Source organism: Thalassospira sp. CH_XMU1420-2 (assembly GCF_037029325.1).
Classification (GTDB): Bacteria; Pseudomonadota; Alphaproteobacteria; order Rhodospirillales; family Thalassospiraceae; genus Thalassospira; species Thalassospira povalilytica.
Map to the genome: position 1 here is coordinate 42,324 of NZ_JAYMEG010000004.1, position 26,023 is coordinate 68,346.

At 55.4% G+C, this 26,023-nt stretch carries 22 protein-coding genes; 14 read left to right on the plus strand and 8 right to left on the minus strand.

Annotation, left to right across the window (positions count from 1 at the left end):
• The first annotated feature begins 96 nt into the window (after positions 1-96).
• The 12 genes from rimP to WA429_RS14025 all read left to right on the plus strand — a co-directional run bounded on the left by rimP (position 97) and on the right by WA429_RS14025 (position 14,265).
• Positions 97-636, plus strand: a complete 540-nt coding sequence (gene rimP, locus WA429_RS13970) for a ribosome maturation factor RimP (RefSeq protein WP_228194935.1) — start codon at positions 97-99, stop codon at positions 634-636.
• A 9-nt stretch (positions 637-645) separates the two neighbouring features.
• Positions 646-2,202 (plus strand): transcription termination factor NusA, encoded by a 1,557-nt coding sequence (gene nusA / locus WA429_RS13975; protein ID WP_101246766.1) that lies wholly within the window; start codon positions 646-648, stop codon positions 2,200-2,202.
• Between the two features lie 18 nt (positions 2,203-2,220).
• The gene (locus WA429_RS13980) at positions 2,221-2,811 is read left to right on the plus strand and encodes an RNA-binding protein (protein WP_101246767.1); all 591 of its coding nucleotides are present in this window, start codon (positions 2,221-2,223) and stop codon (positions 2,809-2,811) included.
• Positions 2,812-2,891: 80 nt separating this feature from the next.
• The gene (gene infB / locus WA429_RS13985; RefSeq protein WP_101246768.1) at positions 2,892-5,561 is read left to right on the plus strand and encodes a translation initiation factor IF-2; all 2,670 of its coding nucleotides are present in this window, start codon (positions 2,892-2,894) and stop codon (positions 5,559-5,561) included.
• A gap of 17 nt (positions 5,562-5,578) precedes the next feature.
• Positions 5,579-5,998, plus strand: coding sequence for a 30S ribosome-binding factor RbfA (gene rbfA, locus WA429_RS13990; protein WP_101246769.1), 420 nt, complete (start codon positions 5,579-5,581; stop codon positions 5,996-5,998).
• Entirely contained in the window at positions 5,998-6,924 is a 927-nt protein-coding gene (gene truB, locus WA429_RS13995; protein WP_286888937.1) for a tRNA pseudouridine(55) synthase TruB, read from the plus strand. Before rbfA ends, truB begins: the two co-directional genes overlap by 1 nt.
• A gap of 17 nt (positions 6,925-6,941) precedes the next feature.
• Complete coding sequence (gene rpsO / locus WA429_RS14000; protein ID WP_101246771.1) at positions 6,942-7,211, plus strand: 30S ribosomal protein S15; 270 nt, start codon at positions 6,942-6,944, stop codon at positions 7,209-7,211.
• Between the two features lie 208 nt (positions 7,212-7,419).
• Positions 7,420-9,543, plus strand: a complete 2,124-nt coding sequence (gene pnp, locus WA429_RS14005) for a polyribonucleotide nucleotidyltransferase (protein WP_114112169.1) — start codon at positions 7,420-7,422, stop codon at positions 9,541-9,543.
• Between the two features lie 99 nt (positions 9,544-9,642).
• A complete protein-coding gene (locus WA429_RS14010; protein ID WP_101246773.1) occupies positions 9,643-11,037 on the plus strand; it encodes an NAD(P)H-dependent flavin oxidoreductase in 1,395 nt (464 codons plus the stop codon).
• Between the two features lie 159 nt (positions 11,038-11,196).
• On the plus strand, positions 11,197-12,984 hold the full coding sequence (locus WA429_RS14015) for an SPFH domain-containing protein (RefSeq protein ID WP_287464616.1): 1,788 nt from the start codon (positions 11,197-11,199) through the stop codon (positions 12,982-12,984).
• A gap of 184 nt (positions 12,985-13,168) precedes the next feature.
• The gene (irrA, locus tag WA429_RS14020) at positions 13,169-13,609 is read left to right on the plus strand and encodes an iron response transcriptional regulator IrrA (RefSeq protein WP_101246775.1); all 441 of its coding nucleotides are present in this window, start codon (positions 13,169-13,171) and stop codon (positions 13,607-13,609) included.
• 227 nt (positions 13,610-13,836) lie between these two features.
• On the plus strand, positions 13,837-14,265 hold the full coding sequence (locus WA429_RS14025; protein ID WP_228194937.1) for a rubrerythrin family protein: 429 nt from the start codon (positions 13,837-13,839) through the stop codon (positions 14,263-14,265).
• A 27-nt stretch (positions 14,266-14,292) separates the two neighbouring features.
• On the opposite strand, the gene eutC is transcribed toward WA429_RS14025, so the two are convergent.
• From eutC to WA429_RS14050, 5 genes are all read right to left on the minus strand, one after another.
• Positions 14,293-15,066, minus strand: coding sequence for an ethanolamine ammonia-lyase subunit EutC (eutC, locus tag WA429_RS14030; protein ID WP_287464619.1), 774 nt, complete (start codon positions 15,064-15,066; stop codon positions 14,293-14,295).
• Complete coding sequence (locus WA429_RS14035; RefSeq protein WP_287464621.1) at positions 15,066-16,457, minus strand: ethanolamine ammonia-lyase subunit EutB; 1,392 nt, start codon at positions 16,455-16,457, stop codon at positions 15,066-15,068. Before WA429_RS14035 ends, eutC begins: the two co-directional genes overlap by 1 nt.
• Positions 16,458-16,624: 167 nt before the next feature.
• A complete protein-coding gene (locus WA429_RS14040) occupies positions 16,625-17,449 on the minus strand; it encodes an ABC transporter ATP-binding protein (protein ID WP_287464623.1) in 825 nt (274 codons plus the stop codon).
• Positions 17,443-18,504, minus strand: coding sequence for a FecCD family ABC transporter permease (locus WA429_RS14045; protein ID WP_101246779.1), 1,062 nt, complete (start codon positions 18,502-18,504; stop codon positions 17,443-17,445). The genes WA429_RS14040 and WA429_RS14045 overlap by 7 nt, the downstream gene beginning before the upstream one ends.
• Positions 18,504-19,634, minus strand: a complete 1,131-nt coding sequence (locus tag WA429_RS14050) for an ABC transporter substrate-binding protein (RefSeq protein ID WP_101246780.1) — start codon at positions 19,632-19,634, stop codon at positions 18,504-18,506. Before WA429_RS14050 ends, WA429_RS14045 begins: the two co-directional genes overlap by 1 nt.
• A 187-nt stretch (positions 19,635-19,821) precedes the next feature.
• Between WA429_RS14050 and WA429_RS14055 the strand changes: the two genes are divergently transcribed.
• Positions 19,822-20,616 (plus strand): class I SAM-dependent methyltransferase, encoded by a 795-nt coding sequence (locus WA429_RS14055; protein WP_287464627.1) that lies wholly within the window; start codon positions 19,822-19,824, stop codon positions 20,614-20,616.
• Positions 20,617-20,625: 9 nt separating this feature from the next.
• Here WA429_RS14055 and WA429_RS14060 read toward each other — a convergent pair whose 3' ends face one another.
• The 3 genes from WA429_RS14060 to WA429_RS14070 all read right to left on the minus strand — a co-directional run bounded on the left by WA429_RS14060 (position 20,626) and on the right by WA429_RS14070 (position 24,304).
• The gene (locus WA429_RS14060; RefSeq protein ID WP_287464629.1) at positions 20,626-21,093 is read right to left on the minus strand and encodes an OsmC family protein; all 468 of its coding nucleotides are present in this window, start codon (positions 21,091-21,093) and stop codon (positions 20,626-20,628) included.
• Positions 21,090-21,752, minus strand: coding sequence for a GntR family transcriptional regulator (locus WA429_RS14065; RefSeq protein WP_287464630.1), 663 nt, complete (start codon positions 21,750-21,752; stop codon positions 21,090-21,092). The genes WA429_RS14060 and WA429_RS14065 overlap by 4 nt, the downstream gene beginning before the upstream one ends.
• A 200-nt stretch (positions 21,753-21,952) precedes the next feature.
• Positions 21,953-24,304: an alpha/beta fold hydrolase gene (locus tag WA429_RS14070; protein ID WP_287464632.1), complete on the minus strand. Its 2,352-nt coding sequence runs from the start codon at positions 24,302-24,304 to the stop codon at positions 21,953-21,955.
• Between the two features lie 307 nt (positions 24,305-24,611).
• Here WA429_RS14070 and WA429_RS14075 point away from each other — a divergent pair, with 307 nt between their 5' ends.
• On the plus strand, positions 24,612-25,919 hold the full coding sequence (locus WA429_RS14075) for an MFS transporter (protein WP_287464633.1): 1,308 nt from the start codon (positions 24,612-24,614) through the stop codon (positions 25,917-25,919).
• The last annotated feature ends 104 nt before the right edge of the window (positions 25,920-26,023 follow it).

Consider the following 26,023-nt stretch of genomic DNA (forward strand, 5'->3'; position numbering starts at 1 on the left):
ACCGGCTGTATAAAGCCGCCAAGCTTTTTGTAAATTCTGACAAAGAGTGGGCCTCGCGCCCGCTCTTTTGTGCTTTTTGGGGTATGGCATCGCTTTATGGCTGAGCTGATTGGACAACAGTTGAAAGACCCGTTGATGGCGAAAATCACGGCAATTATCGAGCCGTCGATCAATGCGCTGGGGTTCGAGCTGGTCCGTGTTTCCATGACGGGACAGGACCACAATATCCTGCAGATCATGGCAGATCGCCCGGACGCGAAAGGCAGCATCAATGTTGAAGATTGCGCCGAAATCAGCCGTACGGTTTCTGCCCTTCTGGATGTCGAAGATCCGATTTCGGGTGCCTATCACCTTGAAGTCAGTTCTCCGGGGATCGACCGCCCGCTGACCCGTGCCACGCATTTTGAAGTGTGGAAAGGTTTCGAGGCAAAGGTCGAACTGGTGATGGCCATCAATGGTCGTCGCCGTTTCAGCGGTTTGCTGGATGGGATTGAAGATAATGCGGTCGCCCTGATTGTCGATGGCGAACGTGTCTTGTTGCCGTTGGCCGATATCGCAAAGTCGAAATTGGTTCTGACGGATGAATTGATCGCGCATGTCACCGGCAATCGCCGCTCTGACGACAACGCAGAATAGAGGTTGGATATGGAAGCAACTTCGGGAATGCCGCGGCCGGAACTCTTGCAGGTCGCTGATGCCGTTGCCCGTGAAAAGGGCATTGATCGTGACGAGGTTCTCGGCGCAATGGAACAGGCCATCCAGAAGGCTGGTCGTTCCAGATATGGCCATGAGCACGACATTCGTGCCCATATCGACCGCAAAACCGGCGAAATCAAACTTGCACGTTTCATCGAAGTAACCGATGAGATCGAGAACGATTTCACCCAGATGTCGCTCGAACAGGCGCGTATTCGTGATGAAAACATCAATCTGGGCGAATTCCTGATTGATCCGCTGCCGCCGATCGACTTTGGCCGTATTGCTGCACAGACCGCAAAACAGGTTATCGTTCAGAAGGTCCGCGACGCCGAGCGCGAACGTCAGTTCGAAGAATACAAAGACCGCACCGACGAAGTCATCAACGGCGTCGTCAAGCGTGTCGAGTTTGGCAACGTTCTTGTTGATATCGGCCGTGCCGAAGCAATTCTGCGCCGCGAAGAACTGATCCCGCGTGAAACCGTCCGTCAGGGCGATCGCGTTCGTGCGCTGATCCTTGATGTACGTCGCGAACAGCGTGGTCCGCAGATCTTCCTGTCGCGTACCCATCCGACCTTCATGGCAAAACTGTTTGCCCAGGAAGTTCCGGAAATCTATGACGGCATCATCGAAATCAAATCGGTTGCCCGTGATCCGGGTTCGCGCGCCAAGATTTCGGTTCTGTCGTCAGACAGCTCGATCGATCCGGTCGGTGCCTGTGTCGGTATGCGCGGTTCGCGTGTTCAGGCCGTTGTTGCCGAACTGCAGGGCGAAAAAATCGATATCATCCAGTGGTCGGAAGACCCGGCAACCTTTGTTGTGAACGCACTGGCCCCGGCCGAAGTCACCAAGGTTGTTCTGGACGAAGAAACCAACCGTATCGAAGTTGTCGTTCCGGACGATCAGCTTAGCCTCGCCATCGGCCGTCGTGGTCAGAATGTGCGTCTGGCATCGCAGCTGACCGGTTGGGATATCGACATTCTGACCGAGGAAGACGAAAGCGAACGTCGTCAGGAAGAAGCACGCAAGCGTGCGGAAATGTTCATCAAGGCCCTTGATGTTGACGAAGTTATCGCCCATCTCCTGGTCGCCGAAGGCTTTACCTCGATCGAGGAAGTCGGTTACGTGCCGCTGGCAGAACTGGCCGAGATCGAAGGCTTCGAGGAAGAAATCGCCGAAGAACTGCGCAACCGCGCACGTACCTTCCTTTCCGAAGAAGCCGAACGTCTTCAGAAGCGTCGTGAAGAGCTCAAGGTTGCCGATGATCTGGTCGAATTCAATGGCCTGTCGCTGGCAGTTGTTGTTCGCCTTGGTGAAAACGACGTCAAAAACCTTGAAGATTTCGCCGATCTGGCAAGTGACGAGCTGATCGAATATATCGGTGATGCCGACAACATGACCATGGATCAGGCCAATGATCTGATCATGGAAGCGCGTCGCAAGCTGGGCTGGTTCGATGGTCTTGAAGAAGAGACCGAAGAAGCAGCCGAAGGCGAAGAGGCTTAAGGCCGATCGGAGGACACCATGTCGCATCGCAAAGGCGGCAAGGTAGCCGAGGTTCCGGAACGCCGGTGCATTGTCACCGGCGAGACCCGGAACAAGGAAGATCTTCTCAGGGTTGTGATCGGGCCGGATGGTTCGGTTGTACCCGATCTTGAGGAACGGCTACCGGGACGGGGATTATGGTTGTGCCCGTCGCGGGATGTGATAAATACCGCCTGTGCAAAAAACGCTTTTGCCAAGGCGGCGCGGCAAAAAGTCGTGGTCGACGCCGCGCTTGCAGACCGGATCGAACAGCTGCTGACGCAGAAATGTCTTGATCTGTTGTCGCTTGCGCGCCGCGCCGGTCAGGCGGTTGCCGGATTTGAAAAGGCCCGCGCCCAGATTGCCGAGGGTGCGGCTCTGATATTGGCAGCACGCGATGGTGCTGCGGACGGAAAATCCAAGATCGAGGCCAAGGCCCGGGATCTGCCGATTTATTCCGTTCTGGATGCTGCTGAAATCGGCGCGGCCTTTGGTCGTGAAAAAGCAGTACATGTGGCTGTTGCGCCAGGTGGTCTGGCCAAACGGCTGGGCCGTTCCCTGAAGCGGCTGCAAGGATTTCGCGCAGTCTGACATCAGACAGGCGCCGGACGGACAGGACAGGGTCGGCATTGGAAGTCGATCCCGCAGGAAATGAGGAAGTTGGACGGATTATGAGTGATCGCGATCAGGAGAAGAAACCGCTGAGCCTCAACAGATCGAAGCTTGAATTGAGCAAGACGGTCGAGGCAGGGCAGGTTCGCCAAAACTTCTCGCATGGACGGTCCAAATCTGTGACCGTCGAAGTGCGTAAGAAGCGTACATTCGAAAAGAACGAATCCGGTCGCTTCCGTGAAGTGAAGAAGGATATCGTTGCTGAACAGGCACCGGCTGAAACGCCGGCACCGGAAGCCAAGAAGGAACCGGTCGAAGAGCCGAAATCGCGCCCGGCTGCCGAAGATCACGGCAACCTGACCGATAGCGAGCGTGCTGCCCGTATGGCTGCTTTGAAGGCTGCTGAAGAGCGCCGCAAGCAGGAAGAGGCCGACGCCGAAATCCGTGCGCGTGAAGAAGCTGCCCGCAAGGCCGCCGAGGAAGAAGCCCGCAAGGCCGAGGAAGCCAAGGCTGCAGAAGCAGCCAAAGCGGCAGAAGCGGAAGCCAAGGACAAGGACGAAGTTTCTGTTGAAGATGTTGAAAAACAGCTTGCTGCCTCGACTGCCAAAGGCAAGACCTCGAAGCCGAAACCGGCTGCTACGCCGAAAGCCAAGGAAGACGATGTGATCATGGGCGAACCGGCAGAACCGCTGGTTCCCGAAGAACGTCGTCGCGCTGCCCCTGCGACTGCCAAGCCGAAAAGCCGCAAGGAGCAGGACGAGGAAGATGCACGCAAGGCCGCGCGCAAGCGCGCCGAAGAAGAAGCCCAGGGCCGTGCAAACCGTGGCAAGGCTGATGATGGTCGCCGTCGTGGCAAGCTGTCGATCGCCAATGCAATGACCGGTGACGAAGGTGGCCGTCGTCGTTCCATGGCATCGATCAAGCGCCAGCAGGCCAAAGCCAAAGCCCGTGCAATGGGCCCGCAGAAACCGAAAGAGAAAATCGTGCGTGACGTGACCATCCCGGACGTTATCACCGTTCAGGAACTGGCCAACCGTATGGCTGAACGTGCAGCCGACGTGATCAAGACTCTGATGAGCATGGGCGTCATGGCGACCATCAACCAGAGCCTGGATCCCGATACTGCACAGCTCGTGGTCGAAGAATTCGGTCACAATGTAAAACGTGTTTCCGATGCAGACGTCGAAGAAGCACTGGTTGTTGCAGATGACAGCGAAGAGCAGCTGGTCGGTCGCCCGCCGGTCGTGACCGTCATGGGCCACGTTGACCATGGTAAAACCTCGTTGCTTGATGCACTGCGTTCAACCGACGTTGCCGGCGGCGAAGCCGGTGGCATTACCCAGCATATCGGTGCCTATCAGGTCACCATGGCAACCGGTTCGAAGATCACCTTCATCGATACCCCGGGCCACGCCGCATTTACCGAAATGCGTTCGCGCGGTGCGAAGGTCACCGATATCGTGGTTCTGGTTGTTGCTGCCGATGACTCGGTCATGCCGCAGACGATTGAGGCCATCAGCCATGCCAAGGCCGCTGGTGTTCCGATGATTGTCGCGATCAACAAAATCGACAAGCCGGGTGCCAACCCGTCCAAGGTCAAGACCGAACTGCTTCAGCACGAAGTCGTGGTCGAGGAAATGGGTGGTGACGTTCAGGCGGTTGAAGTTTCGGCCAAACAGCGCACCGGTCTGACCGAGCTGGAAGAAGCAATCCTTCTTCAGGCAGAGGTTCTTGACCTTAAGGCCAACCCGCAGCGTGTTGCCGACGGTGTTGTTGTCGAAGCCCGCATGGAAAAAGGCCGTGGTTCAGTCGCAACCGTCCTGGTTCAGCGCGGTACCCTGCGCACGGGTGACATCTTTGTCACCGGTCCGGAATGGGGTCGTGTCCGTGCGCTGGTTGACGATCACGGTACCCGTGTCCAGGAAGCAATTCCGGGCATGCCGGTCGAGGTAACCGGTCTGAACGGTGTTCCGTCTGCCGGTGATGACTTTGTGGTCGTTGAAAACGAAGCGAAGGCCCGCGAAGTTTCCGACTTCCGTCAGCGCCGTATTCGTGAAACCCAGGCTGCCGCGATGAAGAAATCCGCACTTGAGAACATGTTCTCGCAGAGCGGTGACGTCAAAGAACTGCCGATCGTCATCAAGGGTGACGTGCAGGGTTCTGTCGAAGCCCTTATCGGGACGCTTCAGAAACTCGGTAACGAGGAAGTATCGGTTCGCGTTCTGCATAGCGGTGTTGGCGGTATCAACGAATCCGACGTGACGCTGGCCCGTGCATCCAATGCACTGATCATCGGCTTTAACGTTCGTGCAAACCAGCAGGCCCGTGAACAGGCCCGCCGCGACAACGTTGATATTCGTTACTATTCGATCATCTATGATGTTGCTGATGACATCAAAAAGATGCTGTCGGGCATGCTGTCTCCGGAAGTTCGCGAGAAGTTCCTGGGCTATGCGGAAATCCGCGACATCTTCACCATCTCTGGCAACAAGATCGCCGGTTGTATGGTCACCGAGGGTATTGTCAAACGCGGCGCGGGTGTCCGCCTGCTGCGCGACGATGTCGTTATTCACTCTGGCGAGCTGTCCACGCTCCGTCGCTTCAAGGACGAAGTCAAAGAAGTCCGCGAGGGCTATGAATGTGGCATGTCGTTCGCCAAATATAACGATCTCCAGGTTGGCGATATGATCGAGTGCTTCGAGAACGAGGAAATTGCCGTCGAACTGTAAGACGGTGAGGAACTGAAATGGCGAAGCAACCAGCCAAAGCACCAAGTCAGCGACAGCTCCGAGTGGCGGAAGAAATCCGTCAGGCGCTGTCGCAGGCGCTGGAGCGTGGAGATATTTACGATCCGGACCTGACCCGTCGCCCGGTAACCATTACCGGCGTCAATCTTTCACCGGATATGCGCAATGCTATGGTATCCTTTACCCCGCTTGGCGGCGGTGAGGCCGAAACGTCGCTCAAGGCGTTGACGCGTCAGAAAGGACACCTGCGCAACCATGTGGCCCATACGGTGCACATGAAATACGTGCCGGCATTGCGTTTTGTCGAAGACAAAAGTTTTGATGTCGCCGACCATATTGGCGCCCTGCTGCGTGATCCGCATGTCGCGCAGGATCTGGTGGATGGCCGGTCTGGTGACCAGGAAGATGAGGACGACTGATGGCGCGTCGCCGTCGCGGTAAAAGCATTAATGGCTGGCTGGCGGTCGACAAGCCCCTGGAGATCACCTCGTCAACGGTGGTCAATCAGGTGCGTCGCCTGCTGGATGCCAACAAGGCCGGACATGGCGGAACGCTTGATCCGCTGGCATCGGGCGTTCTGCCAATTGCCTTTGGCGAAGCAACCAAAACGGTTGCATATGTCATGGATGGCAGCAAAAGTTATCGTGTGACGCTGAAATTCGGCGAGGCACGCAGCACGGACGATGCAGAGGGCGAGGTTATCGAAACCTCCGACCACCGTCCGACTGAAGACGAAATCAAGGCTGTGCTGGGTGAATTTATCGGTGAAATCCAGCAGGTGCCGCCAAAGTTTTCGGCGATCAAGGTCAATGGCAAGCGTGCCTATGATCTTGCGCGTCGCGATGAAGACGTGGTGTTGAAGCCGCGTCCGATTCTGATCAAGGATCTTCGACTGGTCGAAATGCCGGATCGCGATCACGCCGTGTTCGATGTTGTATCGGGCAAAGGCGCATATATGCGATCACTGGCGCGTGATATTGCGCTGCGCCTTGGCACTGTCGGCTATATCGCCGCGCTTCGCCGGACATCGGCGGGGCCGTTTTCGGAGGAAAGCGCCATCCCCCTGCAGGAATTGCTGGAGATGGACCCCGAAGAGGTGATGAAGAAAATGCTTCCGGTTGAGACCGCGCTGGACGACATCCCGGCGCTGGCCTTGACCGAAGTCGAGGCGCAACGCCTTTCGTCTGGCCAGCCTGTCGGGCTGTTGCCGGTCGCAAAGCGCAATGCTCTCGAAAACCCCGTCGTGCAGGACGAAATCGTCTGTGCCATGCTCCATGACCGCGCGGTTGCGTTGGCGGAGATCAATGGTGGCGAAATACGGCCTGTGCGTGTTTTTAATCTCTAAAGGCGAAAGGATGCCTGATGTCGATTACTGCTGAACGCAAAGCTGAGCTGATCAAAGAATACGCTCAGAAAGACGGTGACACCGGTTCCCCCGAAGTCCAGGTTGCAATCCTGAGCGAGCGGATCAAGAACCTCACCGAGCACATGAAAGAACATAACCACGACTTCCATAGCCGTCGTGGTCTTCTCATGATGGTTGGTCAGCGTCGCCGCCTGCTGAAGTATCTGCAGCGCAAAGACCAGTCGCGTTACGAGAGCGTTATCGAACGCCTCGGTATTCGCCGCTGATTTCAAACTGCGGCGGAGGGTGACCTCCGCCGTCGTTTTTTATTGTTCCGGTGGATCGGGACACGAGAAGCAGGGTCGGATGGGCCGACCCGATGCTTACGCCGGACCCATTAATTATGACGCTGTTATGAAAGCCTCATAATTAATGTGTTCGGAACTCGTGTAGTATTCCGGGTCCGCCAGAGGTTTGTAAGAGGAAGAGAAAATAATGTTTAATGTCGTCCGTAAGGAAATGCAGTGGGGCAATGCCAAACTGGTTCTCGAAACCGGTAAGATTGCCCGTCAGGCCGATGGTGCCGTCAAGGTAACCTATGGTGAAACCGTCGTTCTTTGTACTGCTGTTGGCGCCAAGCAGCCGCGCCCGGATGTCGACTTTTTCCCGCTGACCGTCAACTATCAGGAAAAAGCATTTGCCGCTGGCAAAATCCCGGGTGGTTTCTTCAAGCGTGAAGGCCGTCCGTCGGAAAAGGAAACCCTGGTTTCGCGTCTGATCGACCGTCCGATCCGTCCGCTGTTCCACCCGCAATACCGCAACGACACCCAGATCGTTTGTACCGTTCTGTCGCACGACATGGAAAACGATCCGGACGTGGTTGCGATGATTGGTACCTCGGCCGCACTGACCATTTCCGGTCTGCCGTTCCTCGGTCCGATCGGTGCCGCGCGCGTTGGTTACAAGGATGGTGAATACCTTCTGAACCCGTCGACCGAAGCCATCAAGGAAAGCGACCTTGATCTTGTTGTTGCCGGTACCCGCGACGGCGTGATGATGGTTGAGTCCGAAGCATCCGAACTGTCCGAAGAAATCATGCTTGGCGCCGTCAAGTTTGGTCATGACCAGTTCCAGGGCGTTCTTGACCTGATCATCGAACTGGCAGAAGAAGCTGCCAAGGAACCGCGCGAAGTTGCAGAACTTCCGGACGGTTACGATGCGCTGGTCGAAAAAATCGCAGCCCTTGGCACTGATAGCCTGACCGCTGCCTATGCCCATGTCGTCAAGCAGGAACGCTCGGCCGCTGTTGCCGCTGCCAAGGCAGAAATCGTCGAGAAACTTGGCGATGAAGTTCCTGATGAACTCAAAGGCAAGGTTTCCTCGATCATCAAGGATCTGGAAAAAGACATCGTTCGCGGTGCGATCCTGAAAACCGGCAAACGTATTGATGGACGTACCGGTGCTGACGTTCGTCCGATCATGGGCGAAGTTTCGGTTCTGCCGCGCTCGCACGGTTCGTCGATCTTCACCCGTGGTGAAACCCAGGCACTGGCTGTTGTTACCCTTGGTACCGGTCAGGACGAGCAGATCGTTGATGCGCTTGACGGTGAATACCGTGAAAGCTTCATGCTGCATTACAACTTCCCGCCCTACTCGGTCGGTGAAGCTGGTCGTATGGGTTCGCCTGGCCGTCGTGAAATCGGTCACGGTAAACTGGCATGGCGTGCCCTGCATCCGCTGATGCCGAGCAAGGATGTCTTCCCCTACACCACCCGTATCGTTTCCGAAGTCACCGAATCGAACGGTTCTTCGTCGATGGCAACCGTTTGCGCAAGTTCGCTTGCCATGATGGATGCCGGTGTTCCGCTGGCACGTCCGGTTGCCGGTATCGCCATGGGCCTGATCAAGGAAGCTGACGACTTTGCCGTTCTGTCCGACATCATGGGTGACGAAGATCACCTTGGCGACATGGACTTCAAGGTTGCCGGTACCGAAAACGGCATCACCTCGCTTCAGATGGACATCAAGATCACCTCGGTGACCGCAGACATCATGCAGATCGCGCTGAAACAGGCCCGTGACGGTCGTCTGCATATTCTTGGCGAAATGGCCAAGGCCCTTCCGGAAGCACGCGGTGAAGTTTCGGGCAATGCGCCGACCATCACCCAGTTCTCGATCCCGAAAGACAAAATTCGTGACGTCATCGGTTCGGGCGGCAAGGTCATTCGTGAAATCTGCGAAGAAACCGGTGCAAAAGTCGACATCGAAGACGATGGTTCGATCACTGTCGCACATACCGACGGTGCAAAAGGCAAGCAGGCTGTGGATTGGATCAAATCCATCGTTGCAGAACCTGAACTGAACCATATCTATGACGGTAAGGTCGTTAAGGCTGTTGATTTCGGTGCGTTCGTTAACTTCTTCGGCGCCCGCGACGGTCTTGTTCACATCTCCGAACTGGCACCTGAGCGTGTCAAACAGGTTTCGGATATCGTGAAAGAAGGCGACCAGGTTAAAGTCAAGGTCATCGGTTTCGATGATCGCGGCAAAATCAAGCTGTCGATGAAGCGTGTCGATCAGGAAACCGGTGCCGACCTCGAAGCAGGCGACGCCGAATAAGCTGAACGGTATGCCGGGCGACGATAAAAACAAGACGTCGCCCGGCACTCTGAGCGATACCGTGGTGTCGCTGGCAAATGCCGAATGGGAGAGACGAAGTTGAAAGCCCTTAATCCGCTCGTCATGTCGGGTAAAGAAGTCTTGCCGGTTATCGAAGGTGGCAAAGGCGTTGCTGTATCGACGGGTAAAAGTTCCGGCGCATGGGCTGCTGCCGGCGGTATCGGGACTTTTTCCGCTGTGAATGCCGACTCGTATGACGAGAACGGCAATCTGGTTCCGATCGAATATGCAGGAAAAACCCGCGGTGACCGCCATCAGGAACTGATTGCCTATGGTATCCGCGGCGGTATTGCACAGGCCCAGATCGCACATGAAATGCGCAATGGCGAAGGCCGTTTGCATATGAACGTGCTGTGGGAAATGGGTGGTGCCGAACCGATCCTTCATGGTGTTCTTGAAGGTGCGAAAGGCCTGATTCACGGGGTAACCTGTGGGGCGGGCATGCCATACAAGATTGCCCAGATTTCGGCCCAGTATGGTGTCCATTACTATCCGATCGTGTCATCGGCCCGTGCCTTCCGTGCATTGTGGCTGCGGTCATACAAGAAGACCCCGGAATGGCTGGGCGGCGTGGTCTATGAAGATCCGTGGCGTGCCGGTGGCCATAACGGCCTGTCGAATTCCGAAGACCCGTTGGTGCCCGAAGATCCGTTCCCGCGTGTCGCGGCACTGCGTGAATTCATGAATTCTGTTGGTCTGAATGATGTTCCGATCATCATGGCCGGCGGCGTCTGGTTCCTGCGTGATTTCGAAGACTGGATCGATAATCCGGAAGTTGCCCCGGTGGCCTTCCAGTTCGGGACCCGTCCGCTTCTGACCCAGGAAAGCGAGATTTCCGACGAATGGAAACAGCGTCTGACCCGTCTTCAGAACGGTGATGTGTCGCTGCATAAATTCAGCCCGACGGGCTTCTACAGCTCGGCTGTGCGCAACGACTTCCTTGAAGATCTGCATCAGCGCTCCGATCGTCAGGTCCGTTATTCCCGTACGGCTGAGGCCGACCTGCATGTCGGCATTCCGCTGGGTCGTCGTGGCCGTCCGATTTATGTGCGCGAAGACGATGCGGATAAGGTCCGGGCATGGCTTGACGCCGGGTACACCGAAGGCATGCCGACCCCGGATGACACCATGGTCTTTGTCACGCCCGAAAGCGCATTGACGATCAAAAAAGACCAGATCGATTGCATGGGGTGCCTGTCACAGTGCCAGTTCTCCAACTGGGAACAGCATGAAGGCACGACCGGCAAGCGCGCTGATCCGCGGTCCTTCTGTATTCAGAAGACGCTTCAGAACATCGCCCATGGCGCAGCGGTTGAAAACGAACTGATGTTTGCAGGTCACAATGCCTACAAGTTCGGCGAAGACCCGTTCTATGCCAATGGTCACATCCCGACCGTCAAGGAACTGGTCGATCGGATCATGACTGGCGACTGATTTTCCTGACTGCAAAACAAACCAAAAAGGGGCCGGATTTCCGGCCCCTTTTTGCTATTTGTGCGAAAAATCACATGCCTGCCTTGCAATCTTGGGTAACATAGCAAACCGAAGCTGCATTAACCGGGGATATTGCAGCGTTCTGTTTGGGAGATATGTATGATTTGGCTCGTTCTTGGTCTGATTTTTCTGCTTGTTGCAGTCGTTATATTTGTTAAAGGGCTTCCGCCACGCCGTCCGGTGATCGGTAAAGTGGCATCAGTGACGTTGCTTTTTATTGCTCTTATTTGTTTTGCTTCGACGTCTTATGTGTATGTCGGGGGTAATCAGGTTGCCCATTTAAAACGCATTTATGGTGGCAGTTCGCTTCCAGCAGGCCGTTTGATTGCACTTTCGGGAGAAAACGGCTTTCAGTCCAGAATTCTGTCTCCGGGCTTCCATTTTGAGCCGCTCCTGACTGTTATCAACGATGTCAGTGTTCTTCCGATGGTTGAGGTTCCACCGGGATTTTACGGGTTGATAGAAGCGCGCGACGGGAACCCGTTGCCGTCCGGTGCGGCCTTTGCTGCCCCTTGGCCTGAAGATGAAGTCAAGGACATGCTTGATGCGTCATACTTTCTGCAAAATGGCGGGCAGAAAGGTCTACAGACGACAGTCCTGAAACCGGGTGTTTATCCGCTTAATCTTTATCTTTTCAGGGTGAAAATAGGTGAGGGAAATGTCGAGGTTACTTATGACCTTGAAGGTCGTGCCGATGCAGACGGGTCAACCGACACCCTGATTACTGAAATCCCTGCCGGGTTTGTTGGTGTGGTCAAATCAAACGTTCAGGAACGTCCCGGATCTGAATGCAAGGAGATCACAAATAGCGATGTAAGTGCTTTGAGCGTCGCGTTGGTACCTCGCGGATGCAAGGGAATCTGGGAGTCCGTTCTCAACCCTGATGCTTATTACATCAACCGCGAGGCCTATGATGTGACCCTCGTTGATACGAGGGTTCAGACATGGAAATATCGTGGCGGTTACGTCAAGCGTTCCATCAAGCTGAATGTCGATCAACAAGGCAAGATCGGTCAGACTGAAACTACAGACAAGGTTGTATTTAACCCAAACGATGACGCTGACCGTGCAATTGTGGTGAAGGTCGAAGGTTGGGAAATACCGCAGGAAGTTCGCGTGCTTGTGCAGGTAACACGTGAAAATGCGCCTTATGTTGTCGCGTCTGTTGGCAGCTTGCGCGAAATAGAAGATCGGGTCCTAACCCCAACAATTCGTTCGATTGTACGCGATGTTGCTGGTGGATCGATCCAGTTGCCAAGGGTCGATGGCGGCAGCGGATACGCCGTTCGAAAAACACGAGTTCTTGATCTGATTGAAAATCGAGAGGCTTTGCAAAATACCATTGAGCGGAAGGTTCGTGTCGAAGGCGACAAGGCAGGCATCAACATCAAGGAAGTACGGCTTGGCGAACCGGTTATCCCGCCCGAGCTTCTGGTCGCACGTCAGCGAGAGCAGCTGGCAAGCCAGCTTGCGGCGGCCTACCAGCAGGAAAAACTGTCGCAGGATGAACGGATCAAGACAGAAAAATCCCGTGCTACAGCCAATCAGCAGTCAGAGCTGGTCAAAGCAGAGATTGATGTTGAGATTTCAGAAAAGCGAAAGCTTGAGCGCAAAAACCTTGGCGAAGCAGAAAAAAGCTATCTGACGGCTTTGGCTGATGGGCAGATGGCCCAAGCACAGGTTTTGGGCGAGGATCGCGTGGTTATGTTGCAGGCTCTCGAAAAGTTCCTGGCGACACTGGAACGAAAACCTCAGCTAGTTGAGCTGGTATCAAAGCTTGTCCCCGAAGTGTACGTTTCGGGTGATGGCGCTGACGGTTTGGGTGGTGCAGCCGCGATTTTGCGGGGGACAGGTATGTTCAGCGGTTCTGAAAAATCTCCGAATTGATTTCGCGATAACATCTGAAAAGGGCCGGTTTTCCGGCCCTTTTTTTTGGTTGGGAAGGGCTGATTTCTCCATCTTATTGGAGTTGATCAAAATCAAGGAATCGTGCGCCCGGGTTCTCTAGTCTGATCGTGGGAATTAACGGAACAGGTGTGGACCTGTTCCCGGGAAACTATAGGGGCAGACTATGAGAACCACATCGCGTCCATTTACCGACGCCCTGAACCGGCTTAAAGATGCCAATTTGCGTCCGACGCGTCAGCGTCTGGCACTTGCGCGGCTTTTGTTTGAAAACGGGCATCGCCATGTCACGGCCGAACAGCTGCATTCCGAAGCCATGAGCAACAGCATCAAGGTGTCGCTGGCAACCGTTTACAATACATTGCATCAATTTACCGATGCCGGACTGCTGACCGAAATCGTGATTGATCCGGGCCGGTCCTATTTCGATACCAATACCGCGCCGCATTACCATTTCTATTGCGAGGAAGACGGGCTTTTGTCCGACATCCCAGCGGAAACGGTACAGATCGAAGGCATTCCGAACATGCCAAACGGCACCGAACTGGCATCGGTTGATCTGGTTTTCCGGCTGCGGCGCAATTGTTCTGCACAGGATGCGGCATAGGCCGGCTGATACCGGAATTTTGATCTGTTGGCAGGCACAATCCGGTGCGTAACAGGCAGATGAAATCCGCATTCTGACCGGTGCAAATTGCCCCTGTAGCGGTTGACGATGTCGAATTTCAAGACACATAAGAAGGCGGCGGGATGCCATGTCCCGCCGCCTTATTTTTACGCCTTTCGCGTGGTTAGTTCACAACCGATCGCCAACAATAAAAAAGGACAGCGCACATGGCGCTCAAGGGTACACGGACCGAGAAAAATCTGCGTGCGGCCTTTGCCGCAGAAGCCCAGACAAACCGTCGTTATCTGTATTTCGCCCAGCAGGCCGATATCGAAGGCCAGAGCGACGCGGCAGAACTTTTCAGAACTGCGGCCGAGGCCGAAACAGGCCATGCTTTCGGCCATCTGGAATTTCTTGAAACCTGTGGGGACCCGCTGACAGGCAAGGAGCTCGGGACGACCAAACTCAATCTTGAGGCTGCCCTGATGCAGGAAAAGGACGAAGCCGAAAAACACTATCCCGAAATGGCCCGGATTGCCCGCGAGGAAGGGCTCGACGACATTGCAGCCTGGTTTGAAAGTGTGGCACGTGGCGAGGCCGCCCATGCCGAACGCATTGAACGGTTGCTCGAACGGATGTCGGGTTCGGGGACCTGATCGCGTAGGGTTGCCGTGCCGTTCAGTTTATCCGTCGATCAACGCCGGATTGGATGAATTATCCTTGAGCGCCACACCGGAAAGGCCGAGTTTGCGAGCTTCAAGCATCAGATAGGCAATCTTTTCAGCGGCCTTTTTCGGGACCAGCCCGGCCGGGCGAATATTGGACACACAATTGCGATCCGCGTTGGATTTGCCGCGTTTTGGCCCCCAGGTCAGATAGGCGCCAAGCGAATCCGCACTTGATAATCCCGGCCGTTCCCCGATCAGCATCACGGTCAGTTTGGCGCCCAGTGCCGCGCCGATTTCATCGCCCAGCCCGACCCGGGACTGGGTTGCCAGGGTTATCGGGGCAATCGACCAGCTATCCCCCAATCGATCAAGGATCAGCGACAGGGTGTCGGCACCATGATCATGTGTGGCGCGTGCCGAAAGACCGTCTGCCAGAATGAAGGCAACATCATACGTACCCTTGTGGCCTGACAGGGTGTCGCGCGACGCATCATCAAGCAACCGGCCTAGGTCGGGACGCTGCAAATAGGTCGCCCGATCCGGGGCCGCGGAATGGACATCAAGAACGGGCAGGTCAAGCGATCCAAGCTTACTGCGTACGCGGTCTGGCTCAAACGCCATATGAACGGAATCACGGGCCCGCGCATGGGCCATCTGGAATTCAAGCAACCGGGCTGTTGGCAACCCGTCACCGACCCGGCCAAGACCGATCCGTGCATCGGTATGAACCCGCAAGGCGTTCCAGGGGTCGAGGCCGCTTGGAATTTTTTTGTTGGCAAGCTTGCTCATCACGCGGCCCCCGACCATGCCAGAAGATTCTGGGCGGCCTGCCCGTCAAGCTGCGGACGCGTACGGCCATTCTGATCAAGAATTTCCATCTTGCGCAGCCATGCGGCAAATTCCGGTGCCGGTTCGAGTCCAAGAACCGAACGCAGATACATCGCGTCATGGAAACTGGTGCTTTGATAATTCAGCATGATGTCATCGGCCCCGGGGACGCCGATAACAAAGTTGCATCCGGCAACGCCAAGCAGGGTCAGAAGGTTATCCATATCATCCTGATCGGCTTCGGCATGGTTGGTATAGCAAACATCGCACCCCATCGGCACGCCAAGCAGCTTGCCACAGAAATGGTCTTCAAGACCGGCGCGCGTGATCTGTTTGCCATCAAACAGATATTCCGGCCCGATGAAGCCGACAACGGTGTTGACCAGAAGCGGCGAATATTTGCGCGCAACCGCATAAGCGCGGGTTTCCACGGTTTGCTGATCAACCCCTTCGTGGGCATCGGCGGACAAAGCCGCACCCTGCCCGGTTTCGAAATACATCACATTATTACCCACCGTGCCGCGTTTCAGTCCCTTGGCGGCATCTTCGGCCTCGGCCAGCATGGCTTGGGTAATGCCAAAACTTTCATTGGCTTTCTGGGTTCCAGCAATCGATTGAAACACCAGATCGACCGGGGCATTGCGGGCCATTACGTCAATGGCTGTGGTGACGTGGGCCAGAACGCAGGATTGGGTGGGAATATCGATGCGTTCGCGGACTTCATCGATCAGTTTCAAAAGATCGATCATGGCTTCGGGGCTGTCCGTTGCCGGATTGATACCGATCACCGCATCGCCACTGCCATGCATCAGACCATCAAGGATCGATGCTGCCACACCGGCCGGATCATCGGTCGGGTGGTTGGGCTGCAAACGGACGGCCAGATGGCCGGGAAGCCCGATTGTATTGCGAAAGGCCGTCACCACATGGCATTTCCGGGCAACGGCGATCAGGTCCTGATTGCGCATCAGTTTGGAAACAGCCGCCACCATTTCGGGCGTCAGACCGGGCGCAAGGTTTTTGAGAACTTCGGGGGTTGCGTCATCGCCCAGAAGCCAGTCGCGAAATTCCCCGACTGTCAGGGATGCGACCGGCGCAAAAGCATCGGCATCATGATCATCGATGATCATGCGCGTGACATCATCATCCTCGTAGGGAACCAGTGCTTCTGACAGGAAGCGTTTTAACGGTACATCCGCCAGTGCAAAGCGCGCTGCAACCCGTTCTTCATCCGACCCGGCCGCAAGCCCGGCAAGCACATCGCCGGATCTAAGCGGGCTTGCCTTTGCCAACAGGGTCTTGAGATCGGGAAATGTAAAGCGTTCGAAACTGAATGGCGCGCCGGTCTGCAAGTTCTGTCTCCTGAAGCATCGATCGCATCACATGATATTTTTATGCTTGTTATCATGTGGTTACGGCATCATCCCAATGGATGCCGCAACGGGTGATCATGATGCTTCTATGGAAACAGAAAATTCCCCAAATGCAAAGTTTTTAATCACAAAGAAACAGCGCCTGCCTATTGGGCAGCAAGCGGTGTTTCATTTCCCGGACCGTGAAGGATTGCCGTGCTGTGGCGGCTTTGGGCTTGGTCACTGGGGCCACGCAAAACGACATGGCGATGGCCGAGTGAATTAAGCTCGACATGGCCGTCAACCTGATAGACATCACGCAGAAGACCACTGTCGATCACATCGGCACAGGGGCCATAGGCAACCATCCTGCCATCACAGATGGCCATGGCCTGATCGCAATATTGCAATGCGTGATTCAGATCGTGAATGGCAATCAGAACAATAATGTTCTGCCCCTTGGCAACGTCGCGCATGAAAGACAGGACTTCCATCTGGCGATGAAGATCAAGGGCGGATGTCGGTTCATCCATCAGCAGGATCTTGGGATCACGCACCAGTGTCTGGGCAATCGCGACCAGCTGACGCTGCCCGCCGCTGAGTTCCCCAAGGTTGCGTCCGGCCAGATTGGAAATGCGCAAGGCTGCCAGAATTTCATCAATCCGTGCCAGTTCATCGGCCTTTACCCGCAGGCTGGAACCCTGCTTGGCGGCCAGAATGATTGACTCGTAAACCGACAGCACAGCTGTTGATCCGGTGTCTTGCGGCATATAGCAGATCGTGTTGCGTTCTTTGGCAATCGCGCCAAGATCAACCGATCCCGTACCCTTTGCCAGACCTGCAATGCGTTTGAACAGGCTTGATTTGCCTGCCGCATTCGGGCCGATCACGGCGGTAACGGTTCCGGGCTGAATGACCGGTGTGGTGATCCCTGATACCACCTGCACCTTGCCATATCGGGTGCCGATGTCATTAAGGCGAAGCGTTACCATGATTTCCTCCGACTTGCGAAAATCAGCGAGAAGAAGAAGGGCACACCAACAAGGGCGGTAATCACCCCGATCGGCAGGATCGCACCCGGGATCAGAAGTTTTGACAAAACCGACGTCGCCGAGAGGATCAAGGCCCCGCACAGAACCGATGCCGGCAGGAAGAAGCGTTGATCTTCGCCCACCAGCATGCGGGCAATATGCGGACCGACAAGGCCGATAAAGCCGATGGTGCCGACAAAGGAAACCGGAATTGCGGCCAGCATGCTGACAATCAGCATGGTGCGCAGACGAAGCCCCTGCACATTCACGCCAAAGCTTTCTGCCTTGGCATCACCAAGTCGAAGGGCGGTCAGGGCCCATGCCTGGCGCACGAACAGAGGCAATGCAATCGCAACTGCAATCGCGGTGACCGCAACCTTGGTCCAGGTTGCCTTGACCAGACTGCCCATGGTCCAGAACACCACAGCAGCCAGTGCCTGTTCACTGGCAAGATATTGCAGCAATGCCAGAAGCGCGTTGAAGGTAAAGACCAGCGCAATACCCAAAAGCACGATGGTTTCAACCGTAACCCCGCGCAGGCGGCTGAAGAAATGAATGATCAGTGCGGTTGCCATGGCCATGACAAAGGCATTGATCGGAATAATTAAATCAACAAATGCCGGCAGCAAAGCCACGCCAAGCACCAGCGCCAGGGCCGCGCCAAATCCGGCAGCAGCCGAAATGCCCAGCGTAAACGGGCTGGCCAGCGGGTTGGCAAGAATGGTCTGCATCTGGGCACCGGCAGTGGAAAGGGCCGCCCCCACGGTCAAGGCCATCAGTGCGATCGGCATGCGGATATCCCAGATCACAACACGCAGCTGATCACTGGCCGACCATGGATCAATCAGGGTGGCAATCACATCCGATAACGGATAATTCGCGGGCCCGGTTGCCAGATCAATCGCAAAGGACAGAAACAGCGCGCAGCCCATGGCAACCAGGATCAAAAAACGACGCAAGGAGCGCGCTTTGTAATGCGCGCTCCCGGCTTCAATAGAAATCTGTTTGGTGGTCATCAGTTTGTCGCGGAATCCGTAACCGAGATGAAATAGCCCGGCTGGTAATCAAGCGGCAGGAAGCGGTCATGCAATTCCTTGAAGGTCGCTTCGGCGTCAAGATCAGCAAACAGGTCCGGGTGGAACCATTTGGCCATCTTTTCGATGACAACGAACTGATATGGGCTGTTGTAGAACTGGTGCCAAACAGCGTGAATCTGACCGTTTTCAACAGCCTTGATGCCGGTGAATGCCGGGCGTTCCATCAGGCCAACCAGTTTGCGGCGTGCTTCGACCATATCGGCATCCGGGCCAAGACCGACCCATGCACCGCCCGGGGAATAGGCTTCCCAGCTGGCACCGGTGCCAACGAACTGATCGGGATTGGATGCCACAACCTGTTCTGGGTTGATGGTGCCAAAGGTGCCCGGAATGATCGCGGCTGCGATATTCACGCCACCGGCCATTTCAACCATGGTGCCGAAATTCTCGTTGCCAAAGGACATGCAGCATTCTTCGGAATAGCCAGCCGCGCGTTCGATAAAGACCTGCGGCTTTTCCGGATTTGCCTTGGCGATGCGATCAAGCACATTCTGGATGTGATCGGCACGGAACTTGATGAATTCCGCAGCACGGTCTTCCTTGCCGGTCAGCTGGCCAAGGATCTTCATGCTGGTTTCGGTGTTTTTCATTGGGGCTTCGCGGAAGTCGATATAGACCAGCGGAATACCGACAGCAGCCAGTTTGTCATCATAGCCGCCATCTTCGGTCGCGCCCTTGGCTTCAAGGTTCATGATGACGACATCGGGTTTGAGCGCGATGGCCTGTTCGACATCAAACGTGCCGTCTTTCATGCCGCCAAAGGTCGGGATGTCATCGATGCGCGGGTATTTCGCAGCATAGATGTCATAGGTTTGCGGGTCGGCTTTTTTCAGATCGTCTTTCCAGCCGACAACACGTGCAAAGGGATCTTCGCTATCAAGCGTTGCCAGACCATAAATCAGGCGACCTTCCCCCAGAATGACGCGTTCGACCGGCAGTTCGACGGTCACTTCACGGCCGGCAACATCCGTTACCTTGACCGAGTCTGCTGCCTGTGCGGTTCCCGCGACCATCATGGCCAAGGCAGCAATAGCACCATAAAATTTCATTCCCGTTCCCTCAAATTAGGATTGCCCGAGGCACGGATTATCAGTTATTGAGAATGCAAATCAATATTTTTCGCAAAAATAAAATCATTGATTTATCAGAAAGGTGTCATATTCACCTCTGAATTAGATAAAAACCGCAGAAAACTACCATTCTCCGCCAGAGAAGACCCAGAGAGAACCACAAATCATGAGCCAGGCCAGCAATTACAATTTGCGTGACGAGATCAAGGAATATTGGTCGATGCGGGCGGCAACATTTGATGAACAGCCCGGCCATGAAATCTTTTCCGATGCTGAACGCAGTGCCTGGCACGCGCTGTTTGAAAGGCATTTCGGGGTTGCCGATGGCCGCAAGGCACTTGATCTGGCAAGCGGTACCGGCGTGATCAGCCATCTGATGCATGATCTTGGCTTTGCCGTGACCGGTATGGACTGGTCCGAAGCGATGCTTGAAAAGGCGCGGGCGAAATCGCGGCTTCGGGGATCGAACATCCGGTTTTTATTGGGGGATGCGGAACATACCATGGAAGAGGATGACAGTTACGATGTGATTGTTACCCGTCATCTCGTCTGGACGCTGGTTGATCCGGCGGCGGCCTTTGCGGAATGGTTCCGGGTTTTAAAGCCGGGTGGAAAGCTTCTTGTTGTCGATGGTGATTTTGTATCGCCGACATGGGCAACAAAACTGAACAAGGCGATGTCGGGCTTTCTCGAATCGATCGGGTTGCGCAAGCCGACCGAGCCGGTGGCGCATATGCAAACCCATCGCGACATTCTTGCCCGTGTGCATTTTTCCGAAGGTGCGCGCGCCAATGATGTTTCGGCCATGCTGGCCCGAACCGGTTTTGATCCGGTTGTTGTCGATTTCGATCTGCGCCAGATCCATGCCGCCCAGAAAAAACATATCAGTTTTGGCAAGGGGCTGGAACGCGGGGCGCAGCATCGCTATGCGATTTGCGCGCAAAAGCCGGTTGCCGGTTAACTATCGCGCTTATGTGTGACGCACCGGTTCGGTGACGACGTCTGTTATTACCGAATTTGCGATGAAACAGGCTTCATGGGCGCGGTGATGCAAATCGTCCTCGGTGCCGGTGTCGGGGCGCGGTCCGGCATAGGTCACGTCAGGGCGCAGAACGACCCTGGTGATCATGGTTTTGCCATCACGGGTTTCCATGAGGCCCACAGCATCATCGGCATAACGATCAATCACCAGTCCGGCATCGGATGCGAAATGAAGGAAAAACAGCATGTGGCAACTTGAAAGAGTTGCGACAAAGGCTTCTTCCGGATCGACATTTTCCGCAACCGAATAGGGTAAAGGCACCACATGCGGTGATGAAGATGCCGGGATTTCAAGTCCGCCATCAAACCGCCAGACATGCCCACGTGAATAGCGCCGGTCGGTGAATTTTTCGGTTTCTGCGCGTTGCCAGACAACATTTGCGCCAAAGCTGCTCATGACGGGGTCCTGTCCGATGTCGGATGCGGATTTTGCCCCGATGTACCATCGATCGGGATCAATGTGCCGGCCGTAATTCCGATATGGGTTGAAAGAACGTCACAGGCAGCCGCGATATCATCGGCTGCGAGTGCGGAAAGTATGCGGTTGTGTTCTTCGTAAAAGACGCGGCGTGGCTGTGACCCGATCGGTTGCAGGGCATAGGCGCGTCTTGCTTCGTTGCGCAGATCGGCAATCATTTTCAAAAGCCTTTCATTGCCGCATCCACCATACAGGGTTTGGTGGAAATCGCGGTCCAGATCGGCAAGGGTTTCGGGGTCTTCTTCTTCGAAAAGGTCTTCGTTCAGGCGGCGCGCCTTGCGCAGATTGCTTGCCGTCAGGTTCGGTGCCGACAGCATCAGCGCATTTTGTTCAAGCGCAATGCGGATCTGGCTGAGTTCACGGACGTCTTTCGCCCGGAGCCCGACCACGGCAAGGCTTCTGTCAGGGCGCTTTTCAAGCAGGCCGGATGTCCGCAACCGTTCAAGTGCATGGCGCACTGGCTGACGGCTGACGCCAAATCGGGCGGCCAGTTCTTCCTGTTTCAGGATCGTTCCGGGGCCAAGATGGCCGGACTGAATTTCGTTTTCCAGGGTCTGGGCGATAATGTTTGTATCCATGGATCCAAGCTGTGTGGATTTTAATGCAAAGTCAAGCCGCAACCGCGGCTGCGCCCTGAAAACGGGGTCGCCGTCGCCGGGGAAACGTGCGGCGCTTGTCGGATGTTTGTTCCGTTATCCGATTTATCCCTGATCCCGACGCGTCATGCGGGTGGGTTTTTGTCGGAATGCGGGGTTGGTACGATTTGATCAGGTCGCGTTTATTCTGCGGGGATGGCGCGCGCTTCGTCATCGCGGATGGCGCAATGATCGGTGATGAAATCAATGATCCGGTTCTGGGTGTTGTCGATATCTTCGGTCACGATACCGTGGCGTCCGGATGTGACCATCTGAACATCGATTTCCGTTGCCTTGGAGGCAAGGCGACGGATCATGTTTGCGCTGGCCGGGTCGACGACCTGATCGCCATCGCCCTGAAGAACAAGTGTCGGGCATTCAAGGTCTGGCAAACGGCGCTGCATTTCAGCAACCGCTTGCCGCAACTGGTGCAGGCCGCCGATCGGAATGTTGCGATAATTGATATCGGGATGTTCGGAGTCGTTGGGCCGGAAACTCAGCAATTCCTGTGCTGATGGCATCCATCCCATCAATTTGTTTGCCCCGTATAGCAACGGCACAAACATCAGATTGCGATTGCGGAATTTAAGCGGTGTTGCGGCCAGAACCAACCCGGCAAGCTTTTCGGGGTGGTTTGCAGCATGAATGGCCGAAAGCGCCCCACCAGTGGAAAACCCGACAATGATCACCTGTTCGCAAAATGGTGACAGGATCTCGTATCCACGTCGCACCGATGCCAGCCAATCCGACCAGGTACGTTTTTGCAATTCATGGGGGGATGTGCCATGGCCGGACAGCCGCACCCCCATCACCGCATAACCAAGTGCGGACAGTTTATCACCCAGTTCGCGCAGTTCGGCCGGGGATGCCAGGAACCCGTGGACAAGCAGCACCCCGCAGGCAAACCGTGTCTGCCCGTTGGGCAGAAGCAAATAGGGACGGCTGTCCGCTGTTGCGGTTTCCTGCTGATTGATTGCGTCGTATTTCGGATCCTTGAACTTGGCCCGGTTCCAGGACCACGCCCGGATTTCATCATCAAAACGGCGATGAGCGATGTCGACCGGGCTTAGATGATCAACTTCGACCCGGGCACGTTCCAGTGCCTGCCAGGCGGCATGAATCGGGGCCATTTCATTGGCGTAGACCATGATCGGATTGTCCATGCGGATCTGGTCGAAATGGGCCTGTTCCTGCAATTTTTGCAGGAAACAGTATTTCTGATCCCGGCGTTCGATCAGGCCAAGTTGAACAGCACTATCGATAAAGAACCGGATTTGCGGACAATTCAGTTCAAAGATACCGACATAATCGGCCGGGTTTTTCATGCCGCGATGCAGATGGACGTTTTCGGCCTGCTGGATGTTCTTGATTGCAAGATACAGGGTTCTGTCAAAATGACCGATATCGATTTCGGTCACGCCGTCTTCAAGCCACATCATGATCAGGCGTGATGCCAGATGGCTGACATTGAGTGTGAGGTTGGAATACATCACCGCCATGCAATGATCGCGCAGCGGCTTGATGTGGCGGGTCAGGGCATATTGCGTCACCCGATCCGTCACCTTTTCAAGTGTCCGTGCCGGTTTGAACAGATCATCAATCGCGCTGGCCTGCGCCACCCGTCTTGCCAGCATGCGCCGGTCCAGCCAGTTGAAATGCATGCGCGGATCGACCGGATCGCCAAGGCGGATGTCCATATCGGTCTTCTTGAACATCAGATTGCCTTCAATGATCAGTTCTTCGGCCATCTTGGGGCTTAAGCCACCGGTAAACATGTCGGCTGCCCGCGCCAGAAGGTTCTGATCCACCCGAAGCGGATGAAACGTGATATTGGCCGGGAACATCAGTGTCGGTTTGGCAATGGTTGCGCGAAGATCATCTTCGCTGCAGTCCAGAATGACGGCCCAGCGCGAGAATTCATCGCGCTTGCCCTTTTCAATCAGCGTCGACAGCCCGATTTTGAACCCGTCAATACAAAGACCAAGCAACGCCGCCCCGGTATGATGAGCGCGTCTTGTATCGGCCGACCGGGAATAGATGCTGTAATCTGGGCGCTTTGGGTGCGGGCGTTCTTCCGAAAGGACACGCCGGTCCTTGACCATGCCGCCTTCGGGAAAGACAACCACCTTGCCGCCACGAAGGATTTCCTCGGCCAGAAACGGCAACAGGCGTTCATAGTCATTGGGAACACCGCCGAGTGCGCGCAAATAGCGTGAAAACGTATTGTCCTGCACGAAAAACTCGCCCGATGCGATCGATCGGCAATAGACCCCGGTTTCAAGCGCGATCAGAAATTGCGGGATAAAGGTTTCAAACCGGGCAAAATGGTTGAACATGAAAATGTCGCCTTGCGCGAGATGGTCGCGCGGGCCGTGCATCTTGATATTGATGTCGATATTGGCCCTAAGGGCGGTCATCGCGCGAATGGTCCATTCGCACGTTTTGGCATTGATCGCGAACTTTTCACGTTCGATATCGCGGAAATCATGTGGCATGTGATGCGATACCCGGTTTGCCTAAGGCAATGGTTTCAAGGACGTTTTATCGGTTCTGTGCCGATTGTTTTATCATTTTGATATGTGTCTTTATGCGTGCCTTTGGAAGGTATGCTACAAGTAATTTGCGAAGAATTAATGTGCTGCGCGTAACTCTGTCGCGACAATCGTGGCCTTGATGACTTTCGTCTGGCCACGCGCTTGCCAATGTCTGCCATCGCGGCTTTCTGCCGTTCCATCCTGTAGTTCCCGACAGGCCGATGGCCGGATTCCTGTTCTGACTCTCTGACTCATCGCCGGAGCTCCCGTGTCGACAACCGCCCCAGATCCGCAAACACCGAAACGGTCCGAAAATCCCGCACCATCGCAGGAAAAGGCGCGCTCGATCTTTTCGGATCGCAATTTCATCCTGTTTCTGGTTGGACAATGCATCACGACACAAGGCCTGTGGATTCAGAAAATCGCCATGTCCTGGCTGGCCTGGTCGTTAACGGGATCGGCATTCTGGACCGGTTTGATTGCCGCACTGAATTTTGCGCCGGCCTTTTTTCTGGGGCCGATTTTCGGGGTCATGGCCGACCGGGTTGATTTGCGCCGGACGGCGATGTTGCTCAATCTTGGGCAGGCCACTGTGTCTTTTGTTCTGATGGGTTTGTCCTATGCCGGGATGATGACTTTGCCCTGGATGATCATGCTTGCGGCGTCGATGGGGATATTGGGCAGTGCAATGACCCCGATCCGCTTGTCGCTGGTGCCGGTGATTGTCCCGCGTGAATTCATGAGCCGTGCGGTGGCCTATGCCGCGATGAATTTCAATATTTCGCGTCTTGTCGGTCCGGCGGTTGGCGGGGTGGTGATTGCGACCTGGGGGACGGGGACGGCCTTTATGCTGAATGCCATCAGCTATTTGCCGATGGTGTTTGTCATTTCGGTTGTGACCATTCATCAGGACCGCGCCCCCGATGCCAAAAGCCGGCGAATCCTGGCCGCCCTTGTTGATGGCGCCAGTTATGCGATCCATCACCCGATGATCCGTTCGGTGTTGGCGCTATCATGCTTTGTGTCACTGGTTGGTACGGGCATGATCGAACTAATGCCGGTTTTCGCCGAAGCAGTCTATGAACGCGGGGTGACCGGACTTGGCATGATGGCCTCGGCGGGCGGGATCGGGGCGGTGGCATCGACCTTTATGTTGTCGCGGGTCAAATCAAATGCTGCTGATTTTCAACGCATTACCATTGTCGGGGCCTTTGCGGCCGCGATTGGCATGTTCGGACTTGGATGGTCGCCCTGGTACGAGCTTGCGGTGGGGTTGATTGCGCTGACCGGGTTCGGGTTGACGGCGGTCGGTGTGGGTTCGCAAACCGCCTTGCAGCTTACGGTCGATAATAAATTGCGCGGCCGTGTGATGAGCTTCTGGAGTGCGACGAGTTTTGGTGGTATGGCGCTAGGAGGGACCATGCTTGGTGCCATATCCGAAGCCGGAAATATCCAGTATACCGCGCGCGGTTCGGGCATTCTGATCCTGTGTGCGGCTTGTGCTGGACTGTGGCGGCTTTACCGGATTGGTGCATCTGGTCGCCGGTCTGCGCCATCTTCGGATGCAGTGCAGTAAAGGATTCTTAAGGCATGGCCCCCTATGGTGGGCGAACGCGAGTCATTTGGGGAAAATTTCAGATGCGGTTTCTGGGGATTGTAGGTCTATGTTTGGTGCTTTCC

Bases quoted from the DNA above. Each gene is read 5' to 3' on its own strand.
- rimP (WP_228194935.1), top strand. From the start codon at position 97: ATGGCTGAGCTGATTGGACAACAGTTGAAAGACCCGTTGATGGCGAAA.
- nusA (WP_101246766.1), top strand. From the start codon at position 646: ATGGAAGCAACTTCGGGAATGCCGCGGCCGGAACTCTTGCAGGTCGCT.
- WA429_RS13980 (WP_101246767.1), top strand. From the start codon at position 2,221: ATGTCGCATCGCAAAGGCGGCAAGGTAGCCGAGGTTCCGGAACGCCGG.
- infB (WP_101246768.1), top strand. From the start codon at position 2,892: ATGAGTGATCGCGATCAGGAGAAGAAACCGCTGAGCCTCAACAGATCG.
- rbfA (WP_101246769.1), top strand. From the start codon at position 5,579: ATGGCGAAGCAACCAGCCAAAGCACCAAGTCAGCGACAGCTCCGAGTG.
- truB (WP_286888937.1), top strand. From the start codon at position 5,998: ATGGCGCGTCGCCGTCGCGGTAAAAGCATTAATGGCTGGCTGGCGGTC.
- rpsO (WP_101246771.1), top strand. From the start codon at position 6,942: ATGTCGATTACTGCTGAACGCAAAGCTGAGCTGATCAAAGAATACGCT.
- pnp (WP_114112169.1), top strand. From the start codon at position 7,420: ATGTTTAATGTCGTCCGTAAGGAAATGCAGTGGGGCAATGCCAAACTG.
- WA429_RS14015 (WP_287464616.1), top strand. From the start codon at position 11,197: ATGATTTGGCTCGTTCTTGGTCTGATTTTTCTGCTTGTTGCAGTCGTT.
- irrA (WP_101246775.1), top strand. From the start codon at position 13,169: ATGAGAACCACATCGCGTCCATTTACCGACGCCCTGAACCGGCTTAAA.
- WA429_RS14025 (WP_228194937.1), top strand. From the start codon at position 13,837: ATGGCGCTCAAGGGTACACGGACCGAGAAAAATCTGCGTGCGGCCTTT.
- eutC (WP_287464619.1), bottom strand. From the start codon at position 15,066: ATGAGCAAGCTTGCCAACAAAAAAATTCCAAGCGGCCTCGACCCCTGG.
- WA429_RS14040 (WP_287464623.1), bottom strand. From the start codon at position 17,449: ATGGTAACGCTTCGCCTTAATGACATCGGCACCCGATATGGCAAGGTG.
- WA429_RS14045 (WP_101246779.1), bottom strand. From the start codon at position 18,504: ATGACCACCAAACAGATTTCTATTGAAGCCGGGAGCGCGCATTACAAA.
- WA429_RS14050 (WP_101246780.1), bottom strand. From the start codon at position 19,634: ATGAAATTTTATGGTGCTATTGCTGCCTTGGCCATGATGGTCGCGGGA.
- WA429_RS14055 (WP_287464627.1), top strand. From the start codon at position 19,822: ATGAGCCAGGCCAGCAATTACAATTTGCGTGACGAGATCAAGGAATAT.
- WA429_RS14060 (WP_287464629.1), bottom strand. From the start codon at position 21,093: ATGAGCAGCTTTGGCGCAAATGTTGTCTGGCAACGCGCAGAAACCGAA.
- WA429_RS14065 (WP_287464630.1), bottom strand. From the start codon at position 21,752: ATGGATACAAACATTATCGCCCAGACCCTGGAAAACGAAATTCAGTCC.
- WA429_RS14070 (WP_287464632.1), bottom strand. From the start codon at position 24,304: ATGCCACATGATTTCCGCGATATCGAACGTGAAAAGTTCGCGATCAAT.